General features: G+C 72.8%; 28 protein-coding genes. 8 read left to right on the plus strand and 20 right to left on the minus strand.

Annotated elements, in window-relative coordinates:
• The first annotated feature begins 28 nt into the window (after positions 1–28).
• Positions 29–1,618 (plus strand): DUF4139 domain-containing protein, encoded by a 1,590-nt coding sequence (locus AB0C17_RS18530; RefSeq protein ID WP_357479535.1) that lies wholly within the window; start codon positions 29–31, stop codon positions 1,616–1,618.
• 67 nt (positions 1,619–1,685) lie between these two features.
• On the opposite strand, the gene AB0C17_RS18535 is transcribed toward AB0C17_RS18530, so the two are convergent.
• The 10 genes from AB0C17_RS18535 to AB0C17_RS18580 all read right to left on the minus strand — a co-directional run bounded on the left by AB0C17_RS18535 (position 1,686) and on the right by AB0C17_RS18580 (position 13,430).
• Positions 1,686–1,955 (minus strand): GlsB/YeaQ/YmgE family stress response membrane protein, encoded by a 270-nt coding sequence (locus AB0C17_RS18535; RefSeq protein WP_357383323.1) that lies wholly within the window; start codon positions 1,953–1,955, stop codon positions 1,686–1,688.
• Between the two features lie 110 nt (positions 1,956–2,065).
• Positions 2,066–3,025, minus strand: a complete 960-nt coding sequence (locus AB0C17_RS18540) for an ion transporter (RefSeq protein ID WP_357383321.1) — start codon at positions 3,023–3,025, stop codon at positions 2,066–2,068.
• A gap of 88 nt (positions 3,026–3,113) precedes the next feature.
• Positions 3,114–4,220: a magnesium and cobalt transport protein CorA gene (locus tag AB0C17_RS18545; protein WP_357383319.1), complete on the minus strand. Its 1,107-nt coding sequence runs from the start codon at positions 4,218–4,220 to the stop codon at positions 3,114–3,116.
• 58 nt (positions 4,221–4,278) lie between these two features.
• Positions 4,279–4,959, minus strand: a complete 681-nt coding sequence (locus AB0C17_RS18550; protein WP_357383317.1) for a response regulator — start codon at positions 4,957–4,959, stop codon at positions 4,279–4,281.
• On the minus strand, positions 4,956–7,502 hold the full coding sequence (locus tag AB0C17_RS18555; RefSeq protein WP_357383315.1) for a DUF4118 domain-containing protein: 2,547 nt from the start codon (positions 7,500–7,502) through the stop codon (positions 4,956–4,958). The genes AB0C17_RS18550 and AB0C17_RS18555 overlap by 4 nt, the downstream gene beginning before the upstream one ends.
• Before the next feature lie 80 nt (positions 7,503–7,582).
• A complete protein-coding gene (locus tag AB0C17_RS18560) occupies positions 7,583–8,464 on the minus strand; it encodes a potassium-transporting ATPase subunit C (RefSeq protein WP_357479538.1) in 882 nt (293 codons plus the stop codon).
• Positions 8,464–10,647 carry a potassium-transporting ATPase subunit KdpB gene (kdpB, locus tag AB0C17_RS18565; RefSeq protein ID WP_357383311.1) on the minus strand — a complete coding sequence of 728 codons (2,184 nt, stop codon included), beginning with the start codon at positions 10,645–10,647 and terminating at the stop codon, positions 8,464–8,466. Before kdpB ends, AB0C17_RS18560 begins: the two co-directional genes overlap by 1 nt.
• Before the next feature lie 20 nt (positions 10,648–10,667).
• A complete protein-coding gene (gene kdpA, locus AB0C17_RS18570) occupies positions 10,668–12,323 on the minus strand; it encodes a potassium-transporting ATPase subunit KdpA (protein ID WP_357383309.1) in 1,656 nt (551 codons plus the stop codon).
• The gene (gene kdpF / locus AB0C17_RS18575; RefSeq protein ID WP_036343797.1) at positions 12,323–12,412 is read right to left on the minus strand and encodes a K(+)-transporting ATPase subunit F; all 90 of its coding nucleotides are present in this window, start codon (positions 12,410–12,412) and stop codon (positions 12,323–12,325) included. The genes kdpA and kdpF overlap by 1 nt, the downstream gene beginning before the upstream one ends.
• 313 nt (positions 12,413–12,725) lie before the next feature.
• Positions 12,726–13,430, minus strand: coding sequence for a GAF and ANTAR domain-containing protein (locus AB0C17_RS18580; RefSeq protein WP_357383307.1), 705 nt, complete (start codon positions 13,428–13,430; stop codon positions 12,726–12,728).
• Positions 13,431–13,628: 198 nt separating this feature from the next.
• Here AB0C17_RS18580 and AB0C17_RS18585 point away from each other — a divergent pair, with 198 nt between their 5' ends.
• Positions 13,629–14,078, plus strand: coding sequence for an STAS domain-containing protein (locus AB0C17_RS18585; protein ID WP_357383305.1), 450 nt, complete (start codon positions 13,629–13,631; stop codon positions 14,076–14,078).
• A gap of 145 nt (positions 14,079–14,223) precedes the next feature.
• Entirely contained in the window at positions 14,224–14,934 is a 711-nt protein-coding gene (locus AB0C17_RS18590; RefSeq protein WP_357383303.1) for a GAF and ANTAR domain-containing protein, read from the plus strand.
• Between the two features lie 8 nt (positions 14,935–14,942).
• Here AB0C17_RS18590 and AB0C17_RS18595 read toward each other — a convergent pair whose 3' ends face one another.
• On the minus strand, positions 14,943–15,161 hold the full coding sequence (locus tag AB0C17_RS18595) for a hypothetical protein (RefSeq protein WP_026267975.1): 219 nt from the start codon (positions 15,159–15,161) through the stop codon (positions 14,943–14,945).
• 84 nt (positions 15,162–15,245) lie between these two features.
• Here AB0C17_RS18595 and AB0C17_RS18600 point away from each other — a divergent pair, with 84 nt between their 5' ends.
• Complete coding sequence (locus AB0C17_RS18600) at positions 15,246–16,001, plus strand: class I SAM-dependent methyltransferase (RefSeq protein WP_357383301.1); 756 nt, start codon at positions 15,246–15,248, stop codon at positions 15,999–16,001.
• Between the two features lie 38 nt (positions 16,002–16,039).
• Entirely contained in the window at positions 16,040–16,465 is a 426-nt protein-coding gene (locus AB0C17_RS18605; RefSeq protein WP_357383299.1) for an ATP-binding protein, read from the plus strand.
• A 13-nt stretch (positions 16,466–16,478) separates the two neighbouring features.
• On the opposite strand, the gene AB0C17_RS18610 is transcribed toward AB0C17_RS18605, so the two are convergent.
• Positions 16,479–17,324 (minus strand): DUF3152 domain-containing protein, encoded by an 846-nt coding sequence (locus AB0C17_RS18610; protein WP_357383297.1) that lies wholly within the window; start codon positions 17,322–17,324, stop codon positions 16,479–16,481.
• A 126-nt stretch (positions 17,325–17,450) separates the two neighbouring features.
• On the opposite strand from AB0C17_RS18610, the gene AB0C17_RS18615 reads away from it, so the two are divergent.
• The 3 genes from AB0C17_RS18615 to AB0C17_RS18625 all read left to right on the plus strand — a co-directional run bounded on the left by AB0C17_RS18615 (position 17,451) and on the right by AB0C17_RS18625 (position 20,359).
• Complete coding sequence (locus AB0C17_RS18615; RefSeq protein WP_357383295.1) at positions 17,451–18,641, plus strand: DUF2786 domain-containing protein; 1,191 nt, start codon at positions 17,451–17,453, stop codon at positions 18,639–18,641.
• A 102-nt stretch (positions 18,642–18,743) separates the two neighbouring features.
• The gene (locus AB0C17_RS18620; protein ID WP_357383568.1) at positions 18,744–19,103 is read left to right on the plus strand and encodes a YciI family protein; all 360 of its coding nucleotides are present in this window, start codon (positions 18,744–18,746) and stop codon (positions 19,101–19,103) included.
• Entirely contained in the window at positions 19,100–20,359 is a 1,260-nt protein-coding gene (locus AB0C17_RS18625; RefSeq protein ID WP_357479541.1) for a sigma-70 family RNA polymerase sigma factor, read from the plus strand. Before AB0C17_RS18620 ends, AB0C17_RS18625 begins: the two co-directional genes overlap by 4 nt.
• Before the next feature lie 10 nt (positions 20,360–20,369).
• Here AB0C17_RS18625 and AB0C17_RS18630 read toward each other — a convergent pair whose 3' ends face one another.
• The 8 genes from AB0C17_RS18630 to AB0C17_RS18665 all read right to left on the minus strand — a co-directional run bounded on the left by AB0C17_RS18630 (position 20,370) and on the right by AB0C17_RS18665 (position 25,724).
• The gene (locus AB0C17_RS18630; RefSeq protein WP_357479544.1) at positions 20,370–20,813 is read right to left on the minus strand and encodes a hypothetical protein; all 444 of its coding nucleotides are present in this window, start codon (positions 20,811–20,813) and stop codon (positions 20,370–20,372) included.
• Positions 20,814–20,844: 31 nt separating this feature from the next.
• Entirely contained in the window at positions 20,845–21,279 is a 435-nt protein-coding gene (locus AB0C17_RS18635; RefSeq protein WP_357383566.1) for a hypothetical protein, read from the minus strand.
• A gap of 5 nt (positions 21,280–21,284) precedes the next feature.
• Positions 21,285–21,779 (minus strand): EndoU domain-containing protein, encoded by a 495-nt coding sequence (locus AB0C17_RS18640; protein WP_357479546.1) that lies wholly within the window; start codon positions 21,777–21,779, stop codon positions 21,285–21,287.
• Positions 21,780–21,815: 36 nt separating this feature from the next.
• Complete coding sequence (locus tag AB0C17_RS18645; protein ID WP_357479548.1) at positions 21,816–22,310, minus strand: hypothetical protein; 495 nt, start codon at positions 22,308–22,310, stop codon at positions 21,816–21,818.
• 2 nt (positions 22,311–22,312) lie between these two features.
• The gene (locus AB0C17_RS18650; protein WP_357479550.1) at positions 22,313–22,636 is read right to left on the minus strand and encodes a hypothetical protein; all 324 of its coding nucleotides are present in this window, start codon (positions 22,634–22,636) and stop codon (positions 22,313–22,315) included.
• Positions 22,636–23,052, minus strand: a complete 417-nt coding sequence (locus AB0C17_RS18655; protein ID WP_357383283.1) for a YbaB/EbfC family nucleoid-associated protein — start codon at positions 23,050–23,052, stop codon at positions 22,636–22,638. The genes AB0C17_RS18650 and AB0C17_RS18655 overlap by 1 nt, the downstream gene beginning before the upstream one ends.
• 175 nt (positions 23,053–23,227) lie before the next feature.
• On the minus strand, positions 23,228–23,401 hold the full coding sequence (locus tag AB0C17_RS18660) for a CsbD family protein (RefSeq protein WP_269702589.1): 174 nt from the start codon (positions 23,399–23,401) through the stop codon (positions 23,228–23,230).
• 67 nt (positions 23,402–23,468) lie between these two features.
• On the minus strand, positions 23,469–25,724 hold the full coding sequence (locus tag AB0C17_RS18665; protein WP_357479553.1) for a heavy metal translocating P-type ATPase: 2,256 nt from the start codon (positions 25,722–25,724) through the stop codon (positions 23,469–23,471).
• Between the last annotated feature and the right edge of the window lie 16 nt (positions 25,725–25,740).

Genomic DNA, 25,740 nt, shown 5'->3' on the forward strand with positions numbered 1-25,740 from the left:
CGGGCGCGCCTGAACTACCCTCGCCGCGGTGGACACTGTGGAGATCGATGCGCCTGTCGTCGGCGTGACCGTCTACCCGGACCGCGCCCGGGTCACCCGCCGCGGCGGCGTCCGCCTGGCCGCCGGCGACCACCGGGTACGCGTCGCCCCGCTCCCGCCGGGCCTGCGCCGGGACTCGATCCGGGTGGGTGGCCGGGGCGCGGTGACGGTGCTCGGGGTGGACGTGACCGCGTGGCGGCGGGCGCGCAGCACCGACGCCCAGGTCGTCGAGCTGGAACGGCGGCGCCGGGAACTCGCCGACGAGCTGGCCGAGGTCGGTGACACCGACGCGATCGAGGACCAGCGCGGTGAGTTCCTCACCCGGCTGGCCGAGCGCGCGGGTGGCACGTACGCCCGGGCGCTGGCCGCCGGCGACGCGGCCCCGGCCGACGTCGCGGCCTTCACCGACTCGGTGTCCGGTCAGCTCGCCGAGTCACGCGCCCGGCGGCGCGGGCTGGCCCGTCGGCGCACCGAGCTGGCCGAGGAACTGGCCGCTGTCGACCGGGAACTGGACGCGACGCGTGGCAAGCGGGAGCCGGACCGGCTGGCGGCCGACGTCTCCGTCTCGGTGGACGCGGACGACACCGAGGTGGAGCTGGAGCTGACGTACCTGGTGGACGGCGCCCGCTGGACGCCCTCCTACGACCTGCGGCTGGTCGGGGACACCATGACCGTCACCTGGTTCGGGCTGGTCAGCCAGGGCACCGGGGAGGACTGGCCGGAGTGCGAGCTCCAGCTCTCCACCGCCCGCCCGGCGGCGGCCAGCGGCGTACCCGAATTGTCGCCCTGGTATCTCGACCGGCTCCGGCCGCAGCCGCCGATGGCCATGTCGGCCGCGTCGTTCGGCGGCATGGTGCCGCCGCCGGCGCCCGGCGCGGCGCCGGCGGGCCGTCCGGAGACGGCGCGGGCCGCGGCGCCCCGGCCCGCGGTGCGGGAGAGCGTCGCCGAGGCCGAGCAGGGAGTGACGGCGGCTACCTACCGGCCCGCCCGGCCGGTGGCGGTGCCCGCCGACGGCGGCACGCACCGGGTCACCATCGCGGTGCTGGAGCTGCCGGCCCGGCTGGACCACGTGACCGTGCCGGTGCGCGCCGCCGAGGCGCACCTGCGGGCGACGGTACGCAACACGTCGGAGCACACGCTGCTGCCCGGCCGGGCGTCGGTGTTCCACGGCGCGGACTTCGTGGCGGCGACGCGGCTGACGACGTGGGCGCCGGGCGAGGAGACCGAGCTGGCGCTCGGGGTGGACGACCGGCTGCGGGTGGAGCGGAAGCTGTCCCGGCGCACCGAGAGCAGGGCCACGCTCGGGTCGACGCGGCGGCGGGAGGTGGAGTACCGGATCACGGTGGCGAACCACACGCCCCGGGCGGCCACGGTCGAGGTGCGCGATCAGCTACCCGTGTCCCGGGACGAGGCGGTGGTGGTACGCGAGACCACGCTGACGCCGCCGCCGGCCGAGCGTACGGAGCTGGGCGAGCTGACCTGGCGGCTGTCGCTGGCGCCCGGCGAGAGCGGCGAGATCGTCCTGGGCTTCCGGGTGGAACTGGCGAAGGGCGTCGAGCTGACCGGCTGGCGGGAGTAGCCGCGCACGCGTTAAGAAGGGCCCCTTCTTATGCGGAATGCGTTAAGAAGGGGCCCTTCCTTCGGTCTCAGAGGCGACGGCGGCCGTAGGCGCCGGCGAAGATGGCGACGCCGATGGCGGCGAAGCCGACCTGGAGCGCCAGCTCGATCCAGTCGATGCCGGCGGTGTCGTCGACACCGAACGCGCCGGCCACCAGGGTGCCGACGATCGCGGCGACCACACCGATGAGCAGGGTCAGCCAGATCGGGATGTTCTGCTTGCCCGGTACCACCAGGCGCCCGAGCGCACCGATGATGAGACCGATGATGAGCGCGGTGAAGAAACCCGTGACCTCCACGAGAGCCGTCCTTCCCTCGGATGTGTTGGCGACTGGCTGGTTGCCCAGATCAACCACTCGACCAAACCCGGAAGCCGCTTTCGTCACGGAACTGTCATGACCGCCACTGATCAGTGGTCCGAGTGTTGGCGGCGGCGGGCAGCGCCCGGCGGCTCCTCCCGGTCGATGCGCAGTTCCCGTTCCAGCTCGGCGATCACCATGCGGAGGTCGTCCAGGCGCTGGCTGATCGCGATCCGGTCCACCTCGTCCGGGATCCCGTCGCCGTCTTCGTCGTAGTCCGGGGCCAGCCCTTCGGTCATCTCCAGCCGGCGCGCCTCCTCCATCGAGTTGACGATGACGGCGATGAGGATGTTCAGCAGGAGGTTCACCGCGATCATGACGAAGCTGACGTAGTAGAGCAGCGTCCACGGCGACACCTCCAGACCCTGTTCCAGCAGGTCCGGCAGCGTCTCCAGGGACAGCAGCACGAACAGCGTGACGAGCGAGCGGCCGATGTCGCCGTACTGCTCGGGGTAACGGTCACCGAAGATCAGCCAGCCCGCCATGCCGTACACGTAGAGCGTGACGGCGGCGAGCGCGAGGAAGGCCGCGACGCCGGGCAGGCTGCGCCACAGCGCGTTGACGATGGTCCGCAGACCGGGTGAGAAGCGGACCAGACGCAGGACGCGGGCGACCCGGATGAACCGCAGCACCGCCGAGTCGCCGCGCAGGCCCGGGATGAAGATGGCCGCGGTGACCAGCAGGTCGAAGACGTTCCAGCCGTGCCGGAAGAAGTCCTGCGGGCGGCGGCCGTACGCGAGCACCCGGATGGTGATCTCCACGACGAAGATCGCCCGGAACGTCCACTCCGTCCACCGCAGCACCGGCTCGGCGGCGCCGAGGTTCGGGTACGTCTCGATGCCCAGCACGATCCCGTTGGCCATGATGAGCACCACGATGGCCACCTCGAACGGCCGGGACGCGACGAGCCGGGCACAGTGGCCGGCCAGCCCTCGTCTTCCGTCGCTGGTCCGGCGTCCGCCGCGCGGCGCCGGAACCGTGTCCCCGATCAGCGTTCCGCTCCGGAGCACCGAGGCCGGAGGACACGCGAACGACAGGGGGTAGCCACCCGGACACTTTAGTGGATCACCGATGACCGGTGCTCCGGCCCGGCCCGGCTCACAGCCAGCCGCGGCGCTTGAACAGCAGATAGAGCGCGCCGCAGACGGCGAGCATCAGGACGATCGCGAACAGGTAGCCGTACCGCCAGCCCAGCTCCGGCATGTGGGTGAAGTTCATCCCGTAGACGGTGCCGATCAGGGTCGGCGCGAACAGGATCGCCGCCCACGCGGAGACCCGTTTGATCTCCTCGTTCTGCTCGAAGCTCGCCGCGGTCAGGCTGCGCATCTCCTCGTTCTGCGCCTGCGACACCAGCGTGGCGTTGACGGTGAGGATGTTCTGGAGCAGATGCCGGAACCCGTCCACCCGCTCCACCACCTGGGTCAGGTGGTCGGCCACGTCACGCAGCCGGCGGCGCAGTTCCTCGTCCGTGCCGTACCTGTCGAAGCCGTGTGTGAGCTCGTCCACGACCTTCAGCAGCGGCCGGGCGGCCCGCTGGAACTGGATCACCTCGCGGCTCAGCTCGTAGATGCGGCGGCTGGCGTTCGGGTCGCCGCCGAACACCTCGGTCTCGATCTCGTCGATGTCGTTCTCCAGCCCGGCCACCACCGGCGCGTAGCCGTCCACCACCCGGTCCAGCACGGCGTAGAGCACGGCTTCCGGGCCGAGCGCGAGCACCTCCGGCTCGGCCTCCAGCCGCCGCCGTACGCCGGCCAGGTCGGGCGTGCCGCCGTGCCGCACGGTGATCACGAAACCGGGGCCGAGGAACAGGTGCAGCTCGGCGAACTCGACCGCGTCCCGCGCGTCCAGGTAGCGGGCGGCGCGCAGCACCACGAACAGGGTGTCGCCGTAGCGTTCCAGCTTGGGACGCTGGTGGGCGTTGATCGCGTCCTCGACGGCCAGGTCGGGGAGCTGGAACTCGGCGGCCAGCGTGGCCACCTCCTCCCGGCCCGGCCGGCGCAGCCCGATCCAGGCCATCGCGTCGTCGAGCTGTTGCAGGCAGCGGAACGTGTCGGCGAGGCTGACCGGCGACGCCCGGCGTACGCCGCCGACGTAGACGCCGCTGTCGACCAGCCCGTCGGGGCGCTCCGGTTCGGCCACGCCGGCGTCGATGGCGTGCTCGTCCAGTTGCCGGCCGAACCCCTCCGAGGACCGGTTGTCCGCCATGCCCCTCCCCCGCCGCCCGACCGGCTCGCCGAATCCCCCGCCGGCGCCCGCGCAAACGTCAGGGGCGGTAGCGGTAGCCCATGCCCGGCTCGGTGATCAGGTGCCGGGGCCGGGCCGGGTCGTCCTCCAGCTTGCGCCGCAGCTGGGCCATGTACTGCCGCAGGTAGTTCGTCTCGTGGTGGTACTCCGGTCCCCACACGTCGTGCAGCAACTGGCGCTGGCTGACCAGCTTGCCCGGGTTGCGCAGCAGCTTCTCCAGCATCGCCCACTGGGTGGGGGTGAGCTTGACCTCGACGCCGTCGTCCCGGGTGACGGTCCGGTCGGCCAGGTCGACGGTGTGGCGGCCGATCCGCAGCGCGGGCACGGCGGGCGAGGCGGGGGCGAGCCGCCGGGTCACCGCGCGGATGCGGGCCAGCAGTTCGTCCACCCCGAACGGCTTCGTCACGTAGTCGTCGGCGCCCGCGTCGAGCGCGGCCACCTTGTCCTCGCTGCCGGCCCGGCCGGAGAGCACGATGATCGGCACACCGGTCCAGCCGCGCAGGCCCCGGATGACCTCGGTGCCGTCCAGGTCGGGCAGGCCGAGGTCGAGCACCACCAGGTCCGGCGGGTGCCCGGCGGCGGCCTTGAGCGCGGCGGCGCCGCTGTCGGCCACCTGCACGTCGTAGCCCCGGGCGCGCAGGTTGATCCGCAGGGCGCGCAGGATCTGCGGCTCGTCGTCGACGACCAGGATCCGGGTCATTCCCGCTGCCCCTCCGGCTGGCTGGCGGCCGGCAGCCGCAGCACCATGGTGAGACCGCCACCGGGCGTGGTCTCCGGGGTGATGCTGCCACCCATCGCCTCGGCCAGTCCCCGGGACAGCGCCAGCCCCAGACCCACCCCGGTCTGGTTGTCCCGGTCGCCGAGGCGCTGGAACGGCAGGAAGACGTGCTCCCACTGGTCCGCCGGGATGCCCGGCCCGGTGTCGATCACCCGCAGCTCGACCTGTCCGGCGTGCGCGCTGCCGGTGATCGCCGGCGGCCGCCCGGGCGGGCTGTGCCGCAGCGCGTTCGCCACGATGTTGACGAGCACCCGCTCCAGCAGGCCCGGGTCGGCCAGCGCCGCCGGCAGGTCGGCCGGGATGTCCGTGGTCACCTCGGCCGCCGCCGCACCCAGTTCGTCGAGCGCCAGGGGTACGGCGTCCTCCAGCCCGATCGCTGTGGCGCGCACGCCCAGCGCGCCGGCCTGCAACCGGCTCATGTCGAGCAGGTTCGCCACCAGCCGGCCCAGCCGGTCCAGCGACTCGTCGGCGGTGGCGAGCAGTTCCTCCCGGTCGTCCGCGTCGAACTCGACGTCGTGACTGCGCAGGCTGCTCACCGCCGCCTTGGCGGATGCCAGTGGCGTACGCAGGTCGTGACTGACCGCCGCGAGCAGCGCGGTCCGCATCCGGTCGGCGGCGGCCAGCGGGCGGGCGGTGGCGGCCTCCTCGGCCAGCCGTTCCTGGCGCAGCGCGACGGCGGCCTGCGCGGCGAACGCCTCGACCACCCGCCGGTCGGCCGCCTCCAGCCGCCGCCCGGCGAGCACCACGCTGAGCCGGTCGTCCACAGGCACCACCGTCTCCCCCGCGCTCGGGCTGCCAGGCGGCCGGTCGCCGACGCTCGCCACCACCCGCCAGGCGTCCGCCTCCCGGGCACGCGCCGGGCGGCCCCCGCCCTCGTCGGTCAGCTCCAGCACGCTCACCGCGCGCAGCCCGAACGTCTCCCGCAGCCGGTCCAGCAGCGCGGGCAACGGCCGCTCGCCGCGCAGCACGCTGCCCGCGACGGTGGCCAGCGTCTGCGCGTCGGCGGAGGCCCGGGCCGCCTCCCGGGTACGCCGGGCCGCCACGTCAACCACCCAGCTCACCGCGATGGCGACGCCGACGAACACACCCAGGGCGAGCAGGTTGTCCGCCTCGGCGATGGTGAGCGTCCGGTACGGCGGGGTGAAGAACCAGTTGAGCAGCAGCGAGCCGCCGAGCGCGGCGACCAGCGCCGGCCACAGCCCGCCGACCAGCGCCACGCCCACCACACCGGCGAGGAACAGCAGGATGTCGTTGGTCAGGGTGAGATCGGGCAGCGTCCGCAGCAGCAGCGTGAGCGCCGGCATGCCGAGCAGCGCGAGCGCGTACCCGATCAGCCGTCGCCGCCGGGACAGCGCGGCGGGCACCGCCGTGCCCCGGCGCCCGCGCCCCGCCTGCGGGTGGGTGACCAGGTGCACGTCGATCGGGCCGGACAGCGCGGTGGTGGTCACCCCCACGCCCCGCGCGAACACCTGCGCGAACCGGCCCCGGCGGCTCGCGCCGAGCACGAGCTGGGTGGCGTTGACACCCCGGGCGAAGTCGAGCAGCGCCGCCGGGATGTCGGTGCCGAGCACCTGGTGGTACGTGCCGCCCAAACTCTCCACCAGCACCCGCTGCCGGGCCAGCTGGGCCGGGTCGGCGCCGGCCAGCCCGTCGCTGCGCGCGACGTGCACGGCGAGCAGGTCGGCGCCCTTGCTGCGGGCGGCGATCCGGGCGGCCCGGCGGATCAGCGTCTCGCCCTCCGGGCCGCCGGTCAGCGCGACGACCACCCGTTCCCGCGCCTCCCAGGTGTCGGAGATGCCCTGCTGGGCGCGGTACGCGTCGAGCTGTTCGTCGACCTTGTCGGCCAGCCACAGCAGCGCCAGTTCGCGCAGCGCGGTGAGGTTGCCGACCCGGAAGTAGTTGCCCAGCGCGGCGTCGATCCTGTCGGGCCGGTAGATGTTGCCGTGCGCCATCCGGCGGCGCAGCGCCTCCGGCGTCATGTCCACCAGCTCGACCTGCTCGGCGGCCCGGACCACCTGGTCCGGCACGGTCTCCCGCTGGGTGGTGCCGGTGATCTGCGCGACCACGTCGTTCAGCGACTCCAGGTGCTGCACGTTGACGGTGGAGAGCACGCTGATCCCGGCGTCGAGCAACGCCCGCACGTCCTGCCAGCGCTTGTCGTGACGGGAGCCGGGCACGTTCGTGTGGGCCAGTTCGTCCACCACCACGACCTCGGGCCGCCGGGCCAGCACCGCGTCCAGGTCCATCTCGGTGAACTCGACGCCCCGGTAGGTCGTCGACCGGCGCGGCACCGTCTCCAGGTCGCCGATCATCTCGGCGGTGTGCCGGCGGCCGTGCGTCTCGACCAGGCCGATCACCACGTCGGTGCCGCGCTCGGCCCGGCGCTGGGCCTCCTCCAGCATCGCGTACGTCTTGCCGACGCCCGGGGCGGCCCCGAGATAGATCCGCAGTTCACCCCTGCCCACTCCCCCATCCTCCCCGAGTGCAAGGAAGGGCCCCCTGTTAACGCCTCGCGAGGTGAAGGGGGCCCTTCTTAACGCCTCCGTCAGCGCGCCGGGAACGCCTCGTCCAGCGCGAGGTTGAGTTCCAGCACGTTCACACCGGGCTCGCCCATGAAGCCCAGCGCCCGGCCGGTGGTGTGCTCGGCGACCAGCCGCCGTACCGCAGCCGGGTCCGCGCCGCGCTCCCGCGCCACCCGGGCCACCTGGATCTCCGCGTACGCCGGGGAGATGTGCGGGTCGAGGCCGCTGCCGCTGGCGGTGACCGCGTCGGCCGGCACGGAGGGCCGGGCCGGACCGTCCCCGCGTACCGGTGTGACGATGCCGCCCTCGGCCACGTAGTCGTGGCCGGGCCGGGCCGCCTCCACCGGCACGCCCTGCCACGTGGCGACGAACGGTGTGGCGGATGCGGCCTGGTTGACGCTCACCACGCGGGTGATCCGGCCGGTGAGACCGTCGGCGCGGAACACGGCGAGCACCGCGCCCACCCCGTCCGGCGTGCAGTACGGGCGCCGCCCGTCCACGCCGTCCAGTTCCCCGACCGCCTTGCTGCGGGCGCAGACCTGGGTGAGCAGGCTCTGCGCCGAGGTCTCCGGGTCGCCGGTGAGCGTGTCCACCACGCTCACCGGGCCGAGGTTGCCCGCCGCCGTCGAGGTCGGGTCGTAGCCGTCCCCGGCGGCCGACGGGCGGGACTGGAAGTAGCGCGGTACGGGGTTGCCGTCCGCGTCGGTGAACGACTGGCCGATCAGCGAGCTGCCGACGGTCCGTCCGCCGACGGTGCGCAGCGAGCCGTCGGCCCTGCCGTCGAGGCCGGGGAGCCGGCCCACGGCGACCAGGGAGAGCGGGTAGACCAGGCCGAGCAGCACGGTGAAGACGAGCACCGCGCGCAGGGCGGCCAGGTGCTGGGAGAGCCAACTGGGAAGGCGCATCACGAGATCCCCGGGACGAACTGGACGAGCAGGTCGATGAGCTTGATGCCGGCGAACGGCACCACGATGCCGCCGAGGCCGTAGAGCAGGAGGTTGCGGCGCAGCAACGTGGAGGCGCCGGCCGGGCGGTAGCGCACGCCGCGCAACGCCAGCGGGATCAACGCCACGATGACCACCGCGTTGAAGACGACTGCGGAGAGGATCGCCGACTCGGGGCTTTCCAGGCGCATGATGTTGAGCCGGTCCAGCGACGGGTAGATGCCGGCGAACATGGCCGGGATGATCGCGAAGTACTTCGCGATGTCGTTGGCGATGCTGAACGTCGTCAGCGCGCCCCGGGTGATCAGCAGTTGCTTGCCGATCTCCACGATCTCGATCAGCTTGGTCGGGTCGGAGTCGAGGTCGACCATGTTGCCGGCCTCCTTCGCGGCCGACGTGCCGGTGTTCATGGCGACGCCGACGTCCGCCTGGGCCAGCGCGGGCGCGTCGTTCGTGCCGTCGCCGGTCATCGCCACGAGCCGGCCCCCCTCCTGTTCCTTCTTGATCAGGGCGAGCTTGTCCTCCGGCGTGGCCTCGGCGAGGAAGTCGTCCACGCCCGCCTCGTCGGCGATCGCCTTCGCGGTACGCGGGTTGTCGCCGGTGATCATCACGGTCCGGATGCCCATCCGGCGCATCTCGTCGAAGCGCTCCCGCATCCCGGCCTTCACCACGTCCTTGAGGTGGATGACGCCGAGCGTCCGGGCCGGTTCCCCGGCGGTGTGCTCGGCCACCACGAGCGGCGTGCCGCCGCTGCCGCTGATCGCGTCGACCAGTTCGCCCACCTGCTCGGTCGGGTGGCCGCCGTTCTCGCGTACCCACTTCGTCACCGCGGCGGCGGCGCCCTTGCGGACGTGCCGGACGCCGCCGTCGGCGTCCAGGTCGACGCCGCTCATCCGGGTCTGCGCGGTGAACGGCACGAACGTGGCGTGCGGGATGAGGCCGGGCTCGCGCTCGCGCAGCCCGTACCCGTTCTTCGCCAGCACCACCACCGAGCGGCCCTCGGGGGTCTCGTCGGCCAGGCTGGACAGTTGCGCCGCGTCGGCGAGCGTGGCCGCGTCCACGCCGGTCACCGGCAGGAACTCGGCGGCCTGCCGGTTGCCGAGCGTGATCGTGCCGGTCTTGTCCAGCAGCAGCGTGCTGACGTCGCCGGCCGCCTCGACCGCCCGGCCGCTCATCGCCAGCACGTTGCGCTGCACGAGCCGGTCCATGCCGGCGATGCCGATCGCGGACAGCAACGCGCCGATGGTGGTCGGGATGAGACAGACAAGCAGCGACACGAGTACGACGCCGGTGACGCCGGAGTCGGTGATCGCGGCGGTGTCAGGCGCCGCGGCCTGGTAGCCCTTCGCGAAGATCGCCATGGGCTGGAGCGTGACGACGGCGAGCAGGAAGATGATCGTCAGCGCGGCCAGCAGGATGTTCAACGCGATCTCGTTCGGCGTCTTCTGCCGGTTGGCGCCCTCGACCAGCGCGATCATCCGGTCGATGAAGCTCTCGCCCGGCTTCTGGGTGATCCGGACGACGATCCGGTCGGAGAGCACCCGGGTGCCCCCGGTGACCGCGCTGCGGTCGCCGCCGGACTCCCGGATCACCGGGGCGGACTCGCCGGTGATCGCCGACTCGTCGACGCTGGCGATGCCCTCGACCACGTCGCCGTCGCCCGGGATGACCTGCCCGGCCTCGACCAGGACGACGTCGCCCTGCCGCAGTTGCGGCGCGGGCACCGCCTCGTCCCGGTACGCGTTCGCGGCGGCGCCCGGCGTCCAGCCGACGAGTCGCGTGGCGACGGTGTCCTGCTTGGCCCGGCGCAGCGTGTCGGCCTGCGCCTTGCCGCGTCCCTCGGCGACCGCCTCGGCCAGGTTCGCGAAGATCACGGTGAGCCAGAGCCAGACGGTGATCGAGACCGCGAAGACCGACGGGTCGGCCACCGCGAGCACAGTGGTGAACAGCGCGCCGATCTCCACGATCAGCATCACCGGGTTGCGCCACAGCGTGCGCGGGTCGAGTTTGCGCAGCGCGTCCGGCAGCGACGCGATCAACTGGCGAGGGTCGAGCAGCCCGCCGCCGACCCGGCGGCCCGGCGTGCCGGGGGCCGGTGTCTCGCCGAGGGCCGGCGCGTCGGCGGTCTGCACAGGTGCGGTCATGTCCTTGTCTCTCATGGTGGTCACAGCCCTTCGGCCAGCGGGCCGAGCGCGAGTGCGGGAAGGAAGGTGAGCGCGACGAGGACCACAGTGACGCCGACGACCATGCCGACGAACAACGGCCGGTGGGTCGGCAGGGTGCCCTCGGAGGCGGGTGTGGGCTGCTGGCGGGCCAGCGAGCCGGCGAGCGCGAGCACGAAGATGATCGGCAGGAACCGGCCGAGCAGCATGCACAGCCCGAGCGCGGTGTTCCACCACTGCGTGTTCACTGTGATGCCGGCGAACGCGGAGCCGTTGTTGTTGCTCGCCGAGGTGAACGCGTAGAGCACTTCGGACAGCCCGTGCGGCCCGACGTTGAGCGCTGTCGAGGCGTTGCCGGTGGCGAACGCGGCGGCGGTGCCGCAGAGCACCAGCGCCGGGGTGATCAGGAAGTACACCGAGGCGAACTTGATCTCGCGTGAGCCGATCTTCTTGCCCAGGTATTCCGGCGTGCGCCCGACCATCAGGCCGGCCACGAACACCGTGATCACCGCGAGGATCAGGAGCCCGTACAGGCCCGCGCCGACACCGCCGGGGGCGACCTCGCCGAGCATCATGTTCCCGAGCGTCATCATGCCGCCCAACGCGGTGTACGAGTCGTGGAACGAGTTGACGGCGCCGGTCGAGGTGAGCGTGGTGGCCGCCGCGAACGTGGCCGAGTTCGACACGTCGAAGCGCACCTCCTTGCCCTCCAGCGCCGCGCCGACCGCCTGCGGCACCGTGCCGTGGCCGGCCAGCTCGAACACGTTGGTGAGGGCGATGCTGGCGAGCGCGAGGATCGCCATCACGGCCGCAATGGCATAGCCCTGCCGCTTCTGCCCGACCATCCGGCCGAAGACCCGGGGCAGGCTGAACGGGATCACCAGGATCAGGAAGATCTCCAGCCAGTTCGTCCACGCGGTCGGGTTCTCGAACGGATGGGCGCTGTTGGCGTTGTAGAAGCCGCCGCCGTTGGTGCCCAGCTCCTTGATGACCTCCTGGCTCGCCACCGGCCCGCCGGTGATCGTCTGGGTGCCGCCGGTCAGCGTGGTGACGTCGGTGCCGCCGGAGAGGTTCTGCACCACGCCGCCGAGCATCAGCGCGAGCGCGCCGAGCACCGCGATCGGCAGCAGGATCCGCAGCGTGACCCGGGTCAGGTCGACCCAGAAGTTGCCCAGCTCGCCGGTGCGGCCGCGGGCGAAGCCCCGGACCAGCGCCACCGCGACGGCGATGCCGACGGCGGCCGAGACGAAGTTCTGCACCGCCAGGCCGGCCATCTGCACCAGGTGGCCCATCGTCGACTCACCCGAGTACCACTGCCAGTTCGTGTTCGTCACGAACGACACGGCGGTGTTCCAGGCGCCGTGCGGCACCACCGGGTCGAAGCCCAGCGAGAGCCACAGGTGGTTCTGCAGGCGCTGGAACGCGTACAGGAACAGCAGGGACACGGCCGAGAAGGCCAGCACCGAGCGGGCGTACACGCCCCAGGTCTGCTCGGCGGCCGGGTTGACCCCGACCAGGCGGTAGATCCCCCGCTCCATCCGGGACGACCGGGTTCCGGCGACCACCCGGTGCATGTGGTCGCCGAACGGCCGGTGCACGGCGACGAGCGCCACCACCAGCGACAGGACGAAGAGCACGCCGGCTGTCGTCGTGCTCATCAGAAGCGCTCCGGGAACAGCAGTGCGACGACCAGGAACACGCCCAGCCCGATCGCCAGCACCAGGCCGACGGCGTTGACGGCGCTCACAGCTTCTCCACGCCCCTCACCACGAGGGCGAGAGCCGCGAACAGCCCCACCGTCAGCATCACGAACAGCACGTCAGACACGGCTGATCTCTCCTAGCGGAAGATGTCCTCGCGACCGCCTCCCGGCCGCGCCGGCCAATCACAACGCCAGGTCCTGCGGTACGGACAGGGGCTTTGACGGGACCATCACGCGCGAGCGCGGTTTCTTGACGCGCTTTTCACGCCGCCTCCGGAGCCGGTGATCCCGGCCACCGGGTCGGACGCGGCGGCGATCCCCCGGAGGTGGCGGAACCCGGCGAGCGGTGAGGCGTGAGTCAGCGGGCGGCGGCGCGGGAGACGAGCGCCTCGGCCACCTCGCGCAGCTTGCGGTTGGAGTCCTGGGAGAGCTTCGCCAACAGCGTGAACGCCTCCTCGGCCGTGCAGCGCCGCTGGCCCATGATGATGCCCTTCGCCTGCTCGATCACGGCCCGGCTGCGCATCGCCTCCCGCATCTGCCGCGCCAGCGTCGCGGTGCTGTCGTAGAGGTGGGCGTTGGCGAGCGCGACCGCCGCGTACGCGGCGAACTCCTCCGCCAGCTCGATCGACGCCTTGTCGAAGGCGTGCGGGACGCTGCCGTGGATGTTCAGCGCTCCGGTGACCGCCTCCTGGATCGGCAGCCCGATCGACAGCGAGCTCCACACCCCCGCCGCGCGGGCCCGTGCGGCCCAGCCCGGCCAGCGCGGCTCGTCGGCCAGGTCGGGCAGGCAGAGGCTCACCGCGCTGACCGAGGCGTCCAGGCAGGGGCCGTCGTCGTGCGCGTACTGCCACTCGTCGAGGCTGCGGGCCAGGTCGCTGGTGTAGGCGATGGCCCGGTTCGCGCCGGCCTGCACCAGGGAGACGGAGACCTCGGCGCTGCCCGGGACCGCCCGGTTCGCCAGGTCGGCGACGCGCGCCAGGACGTCGTCGAGTGCCACCTCGTCGAGCCGGATCCGGCTCAGCTCCGCGAGCGCTTCACCGGGGTCGATACGGGGGGCTTCCATGCGGGGATCCTCTCCTGGCGGAGATCGTCGGCATCGGTCCGTTCCGCTGACGGTACCCGGGACGGCCGGATCGGAACGCGTCCCACGCTGCGTGCTCCACCCGGCCGACGTATGTTGGTAACGGGTCAAGACATGTGCCCTCCCGCTCGCCGCGCGTCTCGCCGGGGGCGTCCTCGAAACGCCGAGGTCGGAGGTGACATGTCGGGCGAACGGCCGGTCTTCGGCTGTCATCAGGTTCCCACGGCGTCCGGAGCGTTCCGGCCGGACGAGCCGATCATGTGGCTGAGCTGCGACATAGGGGCGGACGTGACCCGGATCGCGGTGGCCGGCGAGGTGGACCTCAGCAACGCGCACCTGCTCACCGAACTCGTGCGGACCGCCGTCGCGGCGTCCGCCCCGCTCGTGGTGATCGACCTGTCGGAGGTCACCTTCTTCGGCGCGTACGGCATCAGCGCGCTGGTGCTGGCGCGGCGGGTGCTCACCGAAAACGGCCGGCGGCTGGTCCTGTACCGGCCCTCCCCGGTGGCCCGTCGCGTCCTCGCCGTCACCGGCACGCTCGCCGCGTTCGAGGTCGTCGATCGACCGGCGCTACCGGCCGCCGGCGATCGGTCGGCACGTCCCGTCGTACCCACCCGCTCCGGGTCGTAGAGTTGTCCGGGTAGCCGACGTCCCGTCCGGGGCGTCACCAACGTGCGTCAAGAAGCGGCGCCGGTCCCGATCCATGCCGGAATCGGGGCGCTGGCCCGTCACCACGGGCCGATCCCCGCCGCTTCCCACAAGGACGTCACCGCTCATGCCGCAGGCCCACCCCGACCTCGCCGCTGCCTTGATCAGACTCGGTCGGATCAAGTACGACGAAGTCGACCTCGACGTGGTGTTGTCGACCATCGCCCAGGTCGCGAAGGACACCCTGCCCGGTACCGCCGAAGTCTCGGTCACCCTGGTGCAGGGCACGGAGGCGCACACCGCCGCGTACACCGGTGAGCTGGCGCTGACGCTCGACGAGTGGCAGTACGCGCAGGGCCGCGGCCCGTGCCTGGACGCGGCCACCACCGGCGCGGCGATGCTGGTGCCGGACATGGCGGCGGAGAGCCGCTGGCCGGAGTGGGCGGCCCGGGCGCACGAGGCGGGCGCGGCCAGCTCGCTGTCGATCGGCCTGCCCATCCAGGAGGCGATGGTCGGCGCGCTCAACATCTACGGCGCGTCCCCCGGCGTCCTGGACCAGCAGGTCGATCTCGCGCAGACGCTGGCCGGGTACGCCGCCATCGCGCTCGCGAACGTCCACCTCTACGAGAGCACGGCGACGTTGGCGCAGCAGATGCAGGAGGCGATGCAGAGCCGGGCCGTGATCGAGCAGGCGAAGGGCATCATCATGGGGCAGCGGCGCTGCTCGGCCGACGAGGCGTTCGCCATCCTGGCCCGGGTTTCGCAGGACTCCAACCGCAAGCTGCGGGAGGTCGCCGAGTCACTCGTCGACCGCGCCGTGCACGGCCCTCGTGACTGAGCGTGCGGTCAGCGCGGCATCGCCCGCCAGCCGGAACCGCTCGCACGCCACGCGCCGGCGAGGATGCTCGCCGAGCCGCGGCTCGGGCACTGCTGGATCTTGGATCGGCCGGATGCCCCACCGATCTGCGCCTGGACCTGCCACTGGCTTCCGTCAGTGCGGATGTAGACGTCACGCCGTCCGCGAGGGTTGCTGACGCCGTTCCACCAGTGTTCCTCGACCACCATGCCGTGACCGTACCCCAGGAGACCTGCAACGGCCCAGACGCAAGTCGGTTGCCGCTGCCCGCCGTACGGCGGCACGCTGCCCGGATGACCTCACCGGACCTGCCGCGCCAGTTCACCATCCGCGAGGGCGACCTGCGCGTCCTCAACCCGTTCGACGAGGTCAAGCTGGCCACGCTGGGCCGCGCGATCCGGCTGCGGCCCGGCGACGACCTGCTCGACCTGTGCAGCGGCAAGGGTGAACTGCTCTGCACGTGGGCCCGCGACCACGGGATCACCGGCACCGGGGTCGACATCAGCACCGTCTTCACCGCCGCCGCCCGGGAACGCGCCGCCGAACTGGGCGTGGCCGACCGGGTACGTTTCGTGCACGGCGACGCCGGGGCGTACACCCCGGAGCGGCAGGTCGACGTGGCCGCCTGCGTCGGCGCGACCTGGATCGGCGGCGGCGTGCCGGGCACGCTGGAGCTGCTCGGCCGCGCGTTGCGGCCCGGCGGCATGGCGCTCGTCGGCGAGCCCTACTGGCGGCGCGACCCGCCGGACGACGAGACGGTCACCGGCTCGCACGCCCGGTCCCGCGACGAGTTCCGCGACCTGCCCGGCCTGGTCGAGTCGTTCGGCGAGTGCGGCTGGGACCTGGTCGAGATGGTCCTCGCCGACCAGGACAGCTGGGACCGGTACGCCGCCGCGCACTGGCTGAACCTGCGCCGCTGGCTGGACGCCAACCCGGACGACGAACTGGCCCCGGAACTGCGGCGGGAGCTGACCGACGACCCGCTGCGCTACGTCCGCTTCCAGCGTGAACACATGGGGTGGGGCGTCTTCGCGCTTCTGCGGCGCTGACCTGCTTAACGAACGGCTACGCAGGGTAAAGCCAGATCATGGGACAGTTGCGCACCTCGCCGCCGCCGCCACAGGCCACTGAGCTGGAGCAGTGGGTGCTCGACAGTCCCGAGGATCTCCGTGAGCTGCGCGCCTCGCTGCGCGACGCGCTGAACCGGCACGGGCTGGTGCAGGGCGAGCACCTGGACGAGGTGCCGCATCTGGTGGTGCTCGTCGCCACCGAGCTGGCCAGCAACGCGCTGCGGCACGGCCGCCCGCCCACCATCGTCACGTTGCTCGCCACCGACGACCGGTTCCTGCTCGACGTGGCCGACCACGACGTGAGCTCGGTGCCGGAGCTGACCGACATCAGTCCGACGGACTCGGGCGGGCGGGGCCTGTTCCTGGCCCAGTCGGTCTCGCTCGACGTGGGCTGGTACGGCACCGACAAGACCAAGAACATCTGGGCCTCGTTCTCCCGGTGACGGCCCGGCCGGCTCAGTGATCCCCGGCCGGGATCGGGTCGTCGTACTGGCCGGGCGGCCCGGCCAGCGGTTCGCCGCCCACCAGCGGCCACGCGTTCGGGGTGCAGCCGTGCAGGCCGAGCGTCTGCTGCACCATGACCGGCGCCGGTCCGCCGCCCCGGGGGCAGCGCTCGTGGCCGCGGCCCAGCCGGTGACCGACCTCGTGGTTGAGCAGGTAGTGCCGGTAGAGGTCGAGATCGGTCACGTGCGGCACCCCGTACACCCAGCGGGCCACGTTGATCACGACCTGGTCGCCGTTGCGGCAGGACGTGTAGCGGTCGCTCGGGTCGTCGCAGAGCCGCCCCCGGGTCACCGGCGTGGTGAGCAGCACAGTGAAGTCGGCCGCGTCGTCGCGGCCCACCCGTTGCAGCCGCCACCGGCCGTCGCCGGTCCAGCCCCGGCGGTCGGCGAGGGTGGCCGCGACGTCCCGGGCGAAGCGTTCCACGTCCACGTTCCGGATGCCGTCCTCGACAGCGACCCGGTAACGCAGCAGCTCACCGGAGCGCCCGGCGATCGCGCCGGCCGTGCCTGCGGTGCGGAACGTGCCCGCGCCCCGGGCCGGGTAGACGATGGCGGGGGCCACCCGGCCGGCCGCCGGGACCGGCGCGACAGTCGGCGAGCGGCGGGCGTCCGGCGCGGGCGCGCTCGCCGCCGCCGACACGGTCGGCGCCTCGGTGCGGCCCAGCAGGTCCGGGTGCCGCGCGGCGTACCCGCCGGTGGCGAGCACGGCACCGACCAGGGCCACCGCCAGGATCCGCCCTGATCGCGACCTGCGCCGCCGGTGCAGCCCTCGCCCGTGCCCACCCACGTCGATCTCCATCCGTCGCGCCGCCCGCTCCGGGCAAGGGTACGGATGGCGGGCCCGGACGGTTGAACTGGTGGGCCGGGTACCGTCGGTGCCGGGGTGGGCGACCTGCCGCCTGTCGGAGTCCAGGGAGAGCCACCCGTGTCACCAGCCGAGCGACTGCTCGACGCCGCCGTCGCGACCACGCGCGGCACCGACGTACGCGCTGCCGAGCGAGCCCTCGACGGGCTCGTGGTGGCCGACGGCGCGGCGGTGGACGCGGCGCTGCTCGCCCGGCTGACGCGGGACGTCGGCCGGCTCTGGCCGCGTGGCTGGCAGCCCGCCGACCTGGACCGGCTCGCCATCCGGCGGCTCACCCCACGCGGCGCCCGGCTGCTGCGCGACGCGATGGCCGCGCAGCGGCGCACACTGCCCGCCCCGGTACCGGCCTGGTTCGACGAGCAGCTCGCCGAGACCGGCGCCCGCTGGGACGACGACGCGGGCTGGCTGGACCGGCGCGCCGACGGTGACCGGATCACCGCGCTGCGGGACGCGGTCGACGCGGTCGTGCTGGTGGCGGGTCTGCCGCCGATCGCGGCGCTCCGGCCGCCACCCGGCTCGGCCGGCACCGCACTCGCCGCCGCGACACCGAGCGGTTCCCGGATGCTCGACCGGGTACGCGCGCTGCTCGCCAAGGCCGAGTCGACCGGCTACCCGGCCGAGGCGGAGGCGTTCACCGCCAAGGCGCAGGAGCTGATGGCCCGGCACAGCATCGACGCGGCGCTGCTCGACGCCGGGGCCGAGCGGTCCGGCGCCCCGGGCGGGGTGCGGATCGGCGTCGACGCCCCGTACGCGGCCGCGAAGGCGCTGCTCATCCAGGAGGTGGCGGCGGCGAACCGGTGCGAGTCGGTCTGGTCCGACGACCTGGGTTTCGCCACAGTGCTCGGCTTCCCGGCCGACCTGGCGGCGGTCGAGCTGCTGCACACCTCGCTGCTCGTGCAGGCCACCGCCGCGATGCTGCGCGGCCGGGGCGAACGCGGCCGGGCCGGCGGGCGGCGCACCAAGGGTTACGACGAGTCGTTCCTCAACGCGTTCGCGCTGCGCATCGGCGACCGGCTGCGGGAGGCGAGCGCGGCGGCGGCGGACGAACTCGACGACGACCGGCTGCTGCCGGTGCTCGCGGCCCGCTCGGACGCCGTCCGGGAGCGGGTCGACCAGCTCTTTCCCGGCACCACCCGGCACCGGCTCCAGGTGCGCGACGAGCAGGGCTGGGTCTCCGGCACCAGCGCGGCGGACCGCGCCTCGCTCGACCCCGACCGCCCGGCACGCCGTCCGCTGCGTGGCGGCCGCTGAACTTCTCCCGGGGGATGATGTCGGATCGGGCGGAGCGGCTCCGACCCGTCTGCGAGGCGCCACCGCCGGTGGCCCCCACCCGAGGAGTGCACAGTGAAGTACATGCTGCTGATCTGGAACCGGCCCGGCTTCGTGGAGGAGCTGACCGAGGCGGAACGCACCGCGATCTTCGGTGAGGTCGACGAGATCATGAAGGAGCTGACCGAGTCCGGCGAGCTGGTCGGCGGCGAGGCGCTGGCCCACCCCTCGCAGACCCGCACGGCCCGCCCGGCCGCCGGTGGCGTCGAGATCACCGACGGGCCGTTCATGGAGAGCAAGGAGCAGTTCGCCGGCTATCTGACCGTCGACTGCGAGACCCCGGAACGAGCCGCCGAGATCGCCGCGCGCTGGCCGGACGTACGGCACGGCTTCGGCGTGCTGGAGGTGCGCGCGGTGATGGATCAGGCAGGGACGGAGATGTGACGGCACCTGCGGTCGAGGACCTGCTGCGTACGCTCGCGCCGCAGGTCCTCGGCGTGCTCGTCCGCCGCCACGGCCAGTTCTACGCCTGTGAGGACGCCGTCCAGGAGGCGCTGCTCGCCGCCGCCGTGCAGTGGCCGGCACAGGGCCTGCCCGACCGTCCCCGCTCCTGGCTGGTCACCGTCGCCACGCGTCGGCTCACCGACGAGTGGCGCAGCGAGCACGCCCGCCGGGAACGCGAGGTGGCGGTGGCGGTGCGGCAGCCGGCGTACGCCACTGTCGCCCCACCCGCCGACGAGGACCCGCCGGGCGCCGACGACACGTTGCGGCTGCTGTTCCTCTGCTGTCATCCGGCGTTGCCGGTGAGCGGGCAGGTGGCGCTCACGCTGCGCGCCGTGGGTGGACTGAGCACCGCCGAGATCGCCCGCGCGTACCTGGTGCCGGAGGCGACGATGAGCCAGCGGATCCGCCGTGCGAAGCAGCGGATCGAGGCGGCCGGCGCCCGCTTCACGCTGCCGTCACCGGCCGACCGCGACGATCGGCTCGCCGCCGTGCTGCGCGTGCTCTACCTGATCTTCAACGAGGGTTACACCGCCTCCAGCGGCGAGGCGCTGCACCGGGCCGAGCTGACCGCCGAGGCGATCCGGCTGACCCGGGAGCTGCGCCGGCTGCTCCCGGACGACGGCGAGGTGGCCGGGTTGCTGGCACTGATGCTGCTCACCGACGCGCACCGGGCCGCCCGTACCGGGCCGGACGGCGAACTGGTGCCGCTGGCCGAGCAGGACCGCACCCGCTGGGACCGGGACGCCGTCGCGGAGGGGGTGGCGCTGGTGACCGAAGCGCTCACCTGGTCGGCGCCCGGCGCGTACCAGGTGCAGGCGGCGATCGCCGCTGTCCACGCGGAGGCGCCCACCGCCGGGGACACCGACTGGCGGCAGATCGTCGCGCTCTACCGGGTGCTGGCCCGGGTCGCGCCGAACCCGATGGTCACGCTCAACCAGGCGGTCGCGGTGGCCATGGTGGACGGGCCGCGTGCCGGGCTGGCGCTGCTGGCAACGCTCGACGCCGACGGCCGGACCTCGAGCCACCACCGGCTCACCGCCGTCCGCGCGCACCTGCTCGACATGGCCGGCGACCGCGCGGAGGCGCGGGCCGCCTACCTGGCCGCCGCGCGGGCCACCACGAGCCTGCCGGAGCGGCGTCATCTTGAGGTACGCGCGGCGCGCCTGGCCGACGACAGCGCAGTCCGGCCGGGCTGACCGGTGTCGATCAGAACAACCGCCCACGGTACGGATGCGGCCGGCCCCACTTCTCCTCCCACTGGAGCAGTTCCGCCTGCCACCAGGGAAGATCCGGGCGATATTCGCGGATCAGGTCGGCGCGCTCCGGCCTGTCGACCAGGAAGCCCCAGTACCGCTCGACCGCATCGCGAACCTCCGGAACGGAATACTCGCCGTGCTGGGACTTGAGCACCTGGTTCTGGAACCTGATGCGACAGCCGTCCACCTGGACGTCGAAACCTTCGCTGTCCCACTCCTCGCCGGGAACCCCGCCGTTCGACGCGTCGTCGACCAGGGCCAACGCGGCAAGGCAGGCGTTGAAGGAGACCGATATCTCGGTGATCAACCACGCTCCCAACGCCTCGTACCGTGCGTCGTCCGCGTGATAGAGCGGTAACCGGAACTCGTCGTCGGAGAACGCGAGCGGACTCACGGCAGCGGCCGAGCCGTCCCGACCTGCCTGCTCAGAACAACCGTCCCCGGTCCGGGTGCGGCCGGCCCCACTTCTCCTCCCAGCGCAGCAACGCCGCTTCCCAATGCGGCAGGTCGGGGTGGAACTCCCGCACCACGTGCGGATTGTCGGGGCTGTTGCGCAGGAACGCCCAGTACTGTTCCAGCGCCTCTCGGAACTCCGGGAGCGGGTACCGGCCGTGCTCGCTGTCGACCCACTGGTTGCTGATGGAGACGCCCCCCGGCTCGAAGGTCACCTCGTAGTTATCGCTGCTCCACTCCTCGAACGGCGGCCGGCCCTGAGCCACGTCCGCCAGCATGGCCAACGCGTCCAGGGCGACCAGGGCATGGGTGGAGATGTCGGTGGTGAGCCATGAGCCCAGCGCGTCGAAGCGCTTGTCGCCGGCCTGAAAGACCGGGAGTCCGAACTGATCGTATGCGAACCGCATGAAGCTCACGGGTGACCACCTCCTGCCGTCGGGAAGACAGGCCATCCGTGGGTGAACCCGCCGGACGAATTGTAGAAGCCTTCGATCGTTACCCCCTTGTACGTCCCGCGCCACTTGTTCGGGCCGGCCGGAACGGCATTCTGGAAGGCTGCGGGGATGGCGTTGTCGACCTGTGCCGGAGTCCAGTGGTCGGGGAAGAACGTGCTGACGCCGCCGTTGCCCGCCTTGGCCTTCCACCTTCCGTTCGGCGGGTCCAGTGTGGGGTCGAAGAACTCGGGTTCAGCGGTGTAGACGCCGGTGCGGGTGTCACGCTGGGTCGTGCCCGGCTTGATCCGCCGGTCGGGGAAGTCCTCACCGCCGGGCCGGTAGTGGTAGCCCGACCCCTTGGGCATGCCCGGCTTCACGTGGCCGCCCATCACGTGCTCGGTGAAGTGCGGGTTCATCCGGTCGGGCCGGTTACGCGTCTTCGTGCGCTTGAGAAAGCGCAACGCGGCCCGCATCAACCGGCCGCCTGCTTTGCCCCCGCCCATGTCACCTCACCCGTCGACGAGTTTCCAGAGGGCTTCCTGGACGAGGTTGCCGACGATGGTCCTGGCCAGCGCATGGAAGATCGGGATCTCCAGCAGCGAGGCGCCGAAGGTGACCGCCGCGGTGGCGATGGCCTGCGCGATCTGGATGGCGAGGACGACCAGTTGCACGATGACGGCGACCTTGAGGGCGAGCACGATCGCGCCGCAGATGATCAGGCCGGTGCCGGTCAGCACGGCGGCGGTGACACCGTCGCGCAGGCTGTCGGCGGGGCTGTCCTCCTTGTTCCACCAGGTCTGGAACGCGGTGATGTCCTGGCCGATGTGCTGGGTCCAGACCGTGGCCGCCCCGGTGTTCGCCTCGCTCACCACCCCGGAGAGGGTGTCGGAGAACCGGATCCAGGCGTTGCCCATCTCGAAGAGCTTGGTCTCGTCCGCCTCGGGCCAGGTGTAGCCGAGAACGCCGAGCAGCGACCGCAACTCGCCGGGTAGCTCCATGCCCATGCTCAGCCTCCCAGCATCCGCCGCAGGCCGTCGAGGTTGCGGGTGATGGCCGCCTCGGTCTCGGCGTAGCTGACGGCCATCCGGCCGAGGTCGGCGCCGGCTGCGGCGATCTCGTTGAGCGCGCCGTCGAAGCACTCGAACGCGAACGCGGAGACCTCGTCGTGGGCGGCGCCGATGAGTGAGCCGATGTCGTCGGAACCCCAGGGGCGGCCGAAGCCGGCCAGCTCGGCCTGGAAGGCGGTGAGCGCCGCACCGAACCGGGTCGCGACCGAGTCCAGCGCCGACCCGGAGGCGCCCAGCCGCTCCGGATCGATCTCGACCGGCATCAGCGCCCGTCCTGGCGGGCGAGCCGGTCCTGTGCCTGCATCAGGGCATCGGTGAACATGCTGAACTGGCGCCCCGCGTCGGCCTGGATGCGGCGCAGTTGCTCACCGAGCGAACCCAGGTCGACCTCGCCCGGGGCAGTGGTGGCCTGCTCCCGCAGGTCGGCGAGAGCGGCGTTGACGGCCGCCTCGATCTCCTCGGCGAGTGCCTCGCTGGCCATCCGCATCACGCGGGGGTCGAGCGTCAGCCCGGTGACCTGCCCGGGTGGGCCGGCGGTGACCCGGATCAGGCCGTCGGCTGCCTCGCCCACGCCTTCCGGCGGCGCCACCTGCTCGCCCGCGGCGGTCTGCCGCTGGAGCGCGGCCATGGTTTCGGACAGCACCCGGCCGAAGCCGGACGGGTCGGCGGGATCGGCCATCCGCGACGCTCCTCCCATTCGAGGTCGCTTCGCATCCTATGCACCGGAGCCGACACCGGTGGTCCCGCCGGATCGATGTGGACGGTGGCCTCCGCCACTCTGGAACGTCACCGTCCGTACACAGCACTCCGGGCCGGCCCGTGGGCCGACCCGGTGGTGTGTGTGCGTCGCGTACTCAGCTCTTGAAGGCGTCCTTGACCTTCTCGACGGCCTGCTTGAGCTTGGCACCGGCCTGGTCGTTGCGGCCCTCGGCCTCGAGGCGCTCGTTGTCGGTCGCCCGGCCGATGCCCTCCTTGACCTTGCCCGTGGCGTCCTGCGAGGTGTTGTCGATCTTGTCGTCGAGACCCATGATGACCTCCACTGGTGCGGTTGCCTGACGACAACTGGTTACCCCGGGGGCCGTCCGCTCAATCCCCTCACCCGATCGGGCGAAAGCGTCGTAGCCGCAGGCTGTTGCCCACCACGAAGACCGACGAGAACGCCATCGCCGCCCCGGCGAGCATCGGGTTGAGCAGCCCGGCCGCCGCCAGCGGCAGCGCCGCGACGTTGTAGGCGAACGCCCAGAACAGGTTGCCCTTGATGATCGCCAGGGTCCGCCGGGAGAGCCGGATGGCGTCCGCCGCGGCCATCAGGTCGCCCCGGACCAGCGTCAGGTCGGCGGCCTCGATGGCCGCGTCGGTGCCGGTGCCCATGGCCAGCCCGAGGTCGGCCCGGGCCAGCGCGGCGGCGTCGTTCACCCCGTCGCCGACCATGGCGACCACCCGGCCCTCGCGCTGGAGCCGCTCGACCACCGCGACCTTGTCGGCGGGCAGCACCTCCGCGATCACCTCGTCGATGCCGACCTCGGCCGCCACCGCCTTCGCCACCGTGGTGTTGTCGCCGGTGAGCAGCACCGGCTTCAGGCCCAGCTCACGCAGCCGGGCGACGGCCGCCCGGCTGGTCGGCTTCACCGCGTCGGCCACCGCGAGCACGCCCCGGGCCCGCCCGTCCCAGCCGGCCAGGATCGCCGTCCGCCCGGCGGCCTCCGCGCCGGTCGCGGCCCGCTCGACCTCCTCGGGTACGTCGAGACCCCGCTCCCGCAGCAGCCGGGCCCGGCCGACCACCACGGTCCGGCCGTCGACGGTGCCGGTCACGCCCAGCCCCTCGGCGTTGGCGAACTCGCCGACCGGCGGCAGCGGCCCGGCGTCGGCGGCAGCCTCGGCGACGGCACGCGCGATCGGGTGCTCGGAGGCGGCCTCCAGCGCGCCGGCCCCCCGGAGCAGCTCGGCGGCGTCCTCGCCGTCGGCGGGCAGTACCTCGGCCAGCGCCATCCGGCCGGTGGTGACGGTGCCGGTCTTGTCCAGCACCACGGTGTCGACCCGGCGGGTGGACTCCAGCACCTCCGGCCCCTTGATCAGCACACCGAGCTGCGCGCCGCGCCCGGTGCCGACGAGCAGCGCGGTCGGCGTGGCCAGGCCGAGCGCACACGGGCAGGCGATGATCAGTACGGCCACCGCGGCGGTGAACGCGGCGGTCGCACCGGAGCCGGTGCCGAGCCACCAGCCGAGCGTGCCCGCGGCCAGCGCGATCACGATCGGCACGAACACGCCGGAGATCCGGTCGGCGAGCCGCTGCACCGCCGCCTTGCCGGTCTGCGCCTGCTCCACCAGCCGCGCCATCTGGGCGAGCTGGGTGTCGCCGCCGACCCGGGTGGCCCGGACCACCAGCCGGCCGCCGGCGTTCACCGTCGCGCCGACCACGGCGTCGCCCGGCCCCACCTCGACCGGCACCGACTCGCCGGTGAGCATGCTGGCGTCGACAGCCGAGGTGCCCTCCTCGACCACGCCGTCGGTGGCGACCTTCTCGCCGGGCCGGACCACGAAGCGGTCACCGACCGCCAGCCGGCCGACCGGGATCCGGGTCTCCTGCCCGTCGCGCAGCACCGCCACGTCCTTGGCCCCGAGTTCGAGCAGCGCGCGCAGCGCCGACCCGGCGGTGCGCTTGGAGCGGGCCTCGAAGTACCGCCCGGCCAGGATGAACACCGTCACCCCGGCGGCGGCCTCCAGGTAGATGTTGCCGGCGCCGTCGCCGCGGGTGATGTCGAAGCTGAACGGGTGTTTCATCCCGGGCATGCCGGCGGTGCCGAAGAACAGCGCCCAGAGCGACCAGCCGAACGCGGCCAGCGTGCCGAGCGAGACGAGCGTGTCCATGGTCGCCGCGCCGTGCCGCAGGTTGACCAGTGCGGCGCGGTGGAACGGCAGCCCGCCCCAGACCACCACCGGGGCGGCCAGCGTGAGCGAGGCCCACTGCCAGTAGTCGAACTGCCAGGCCGGAACCATGGCGAGCACGATCACCGGCACGGTGAGCACGGCGGAGACCCAGAGCCGGGTACGCGCCGCGTGCATCTCGTCCACCGGCTCCCCGGCCGCTGCCGCCTCCGCCTGCTCGGGCGGCGGCGGCACCACTGCGGTGTAGCCGGTCTTCTCGACGGTGGCGATCAGGTCGGCCGGCGCGATGTCGTCGGCGTACCGGACGGTGGCCTTCTCGGTGGCGTAGTTCACAGTCGCCTCGACGCCGTCCATCCGGTTGAGCTTCTTCTCGATCCGGGCGGCGCAGGACGCGCAGGTCATCCCGCCGATCGCCAGTTCGATCAGGTTCGGCGCGGTGGGCAGCGCCTTTCCCGTGGCAGTCATCGCGGCACCTCCGGCG

It is taken from the genome of Micromonospora sp. NPDC048887 (assembly GCF_040649715.1).
Lineage (GTDB): Bacteria > Actinomycetota > Actinomycetes > Mycobacteriales > Micromonosporaceae > Micromonospora.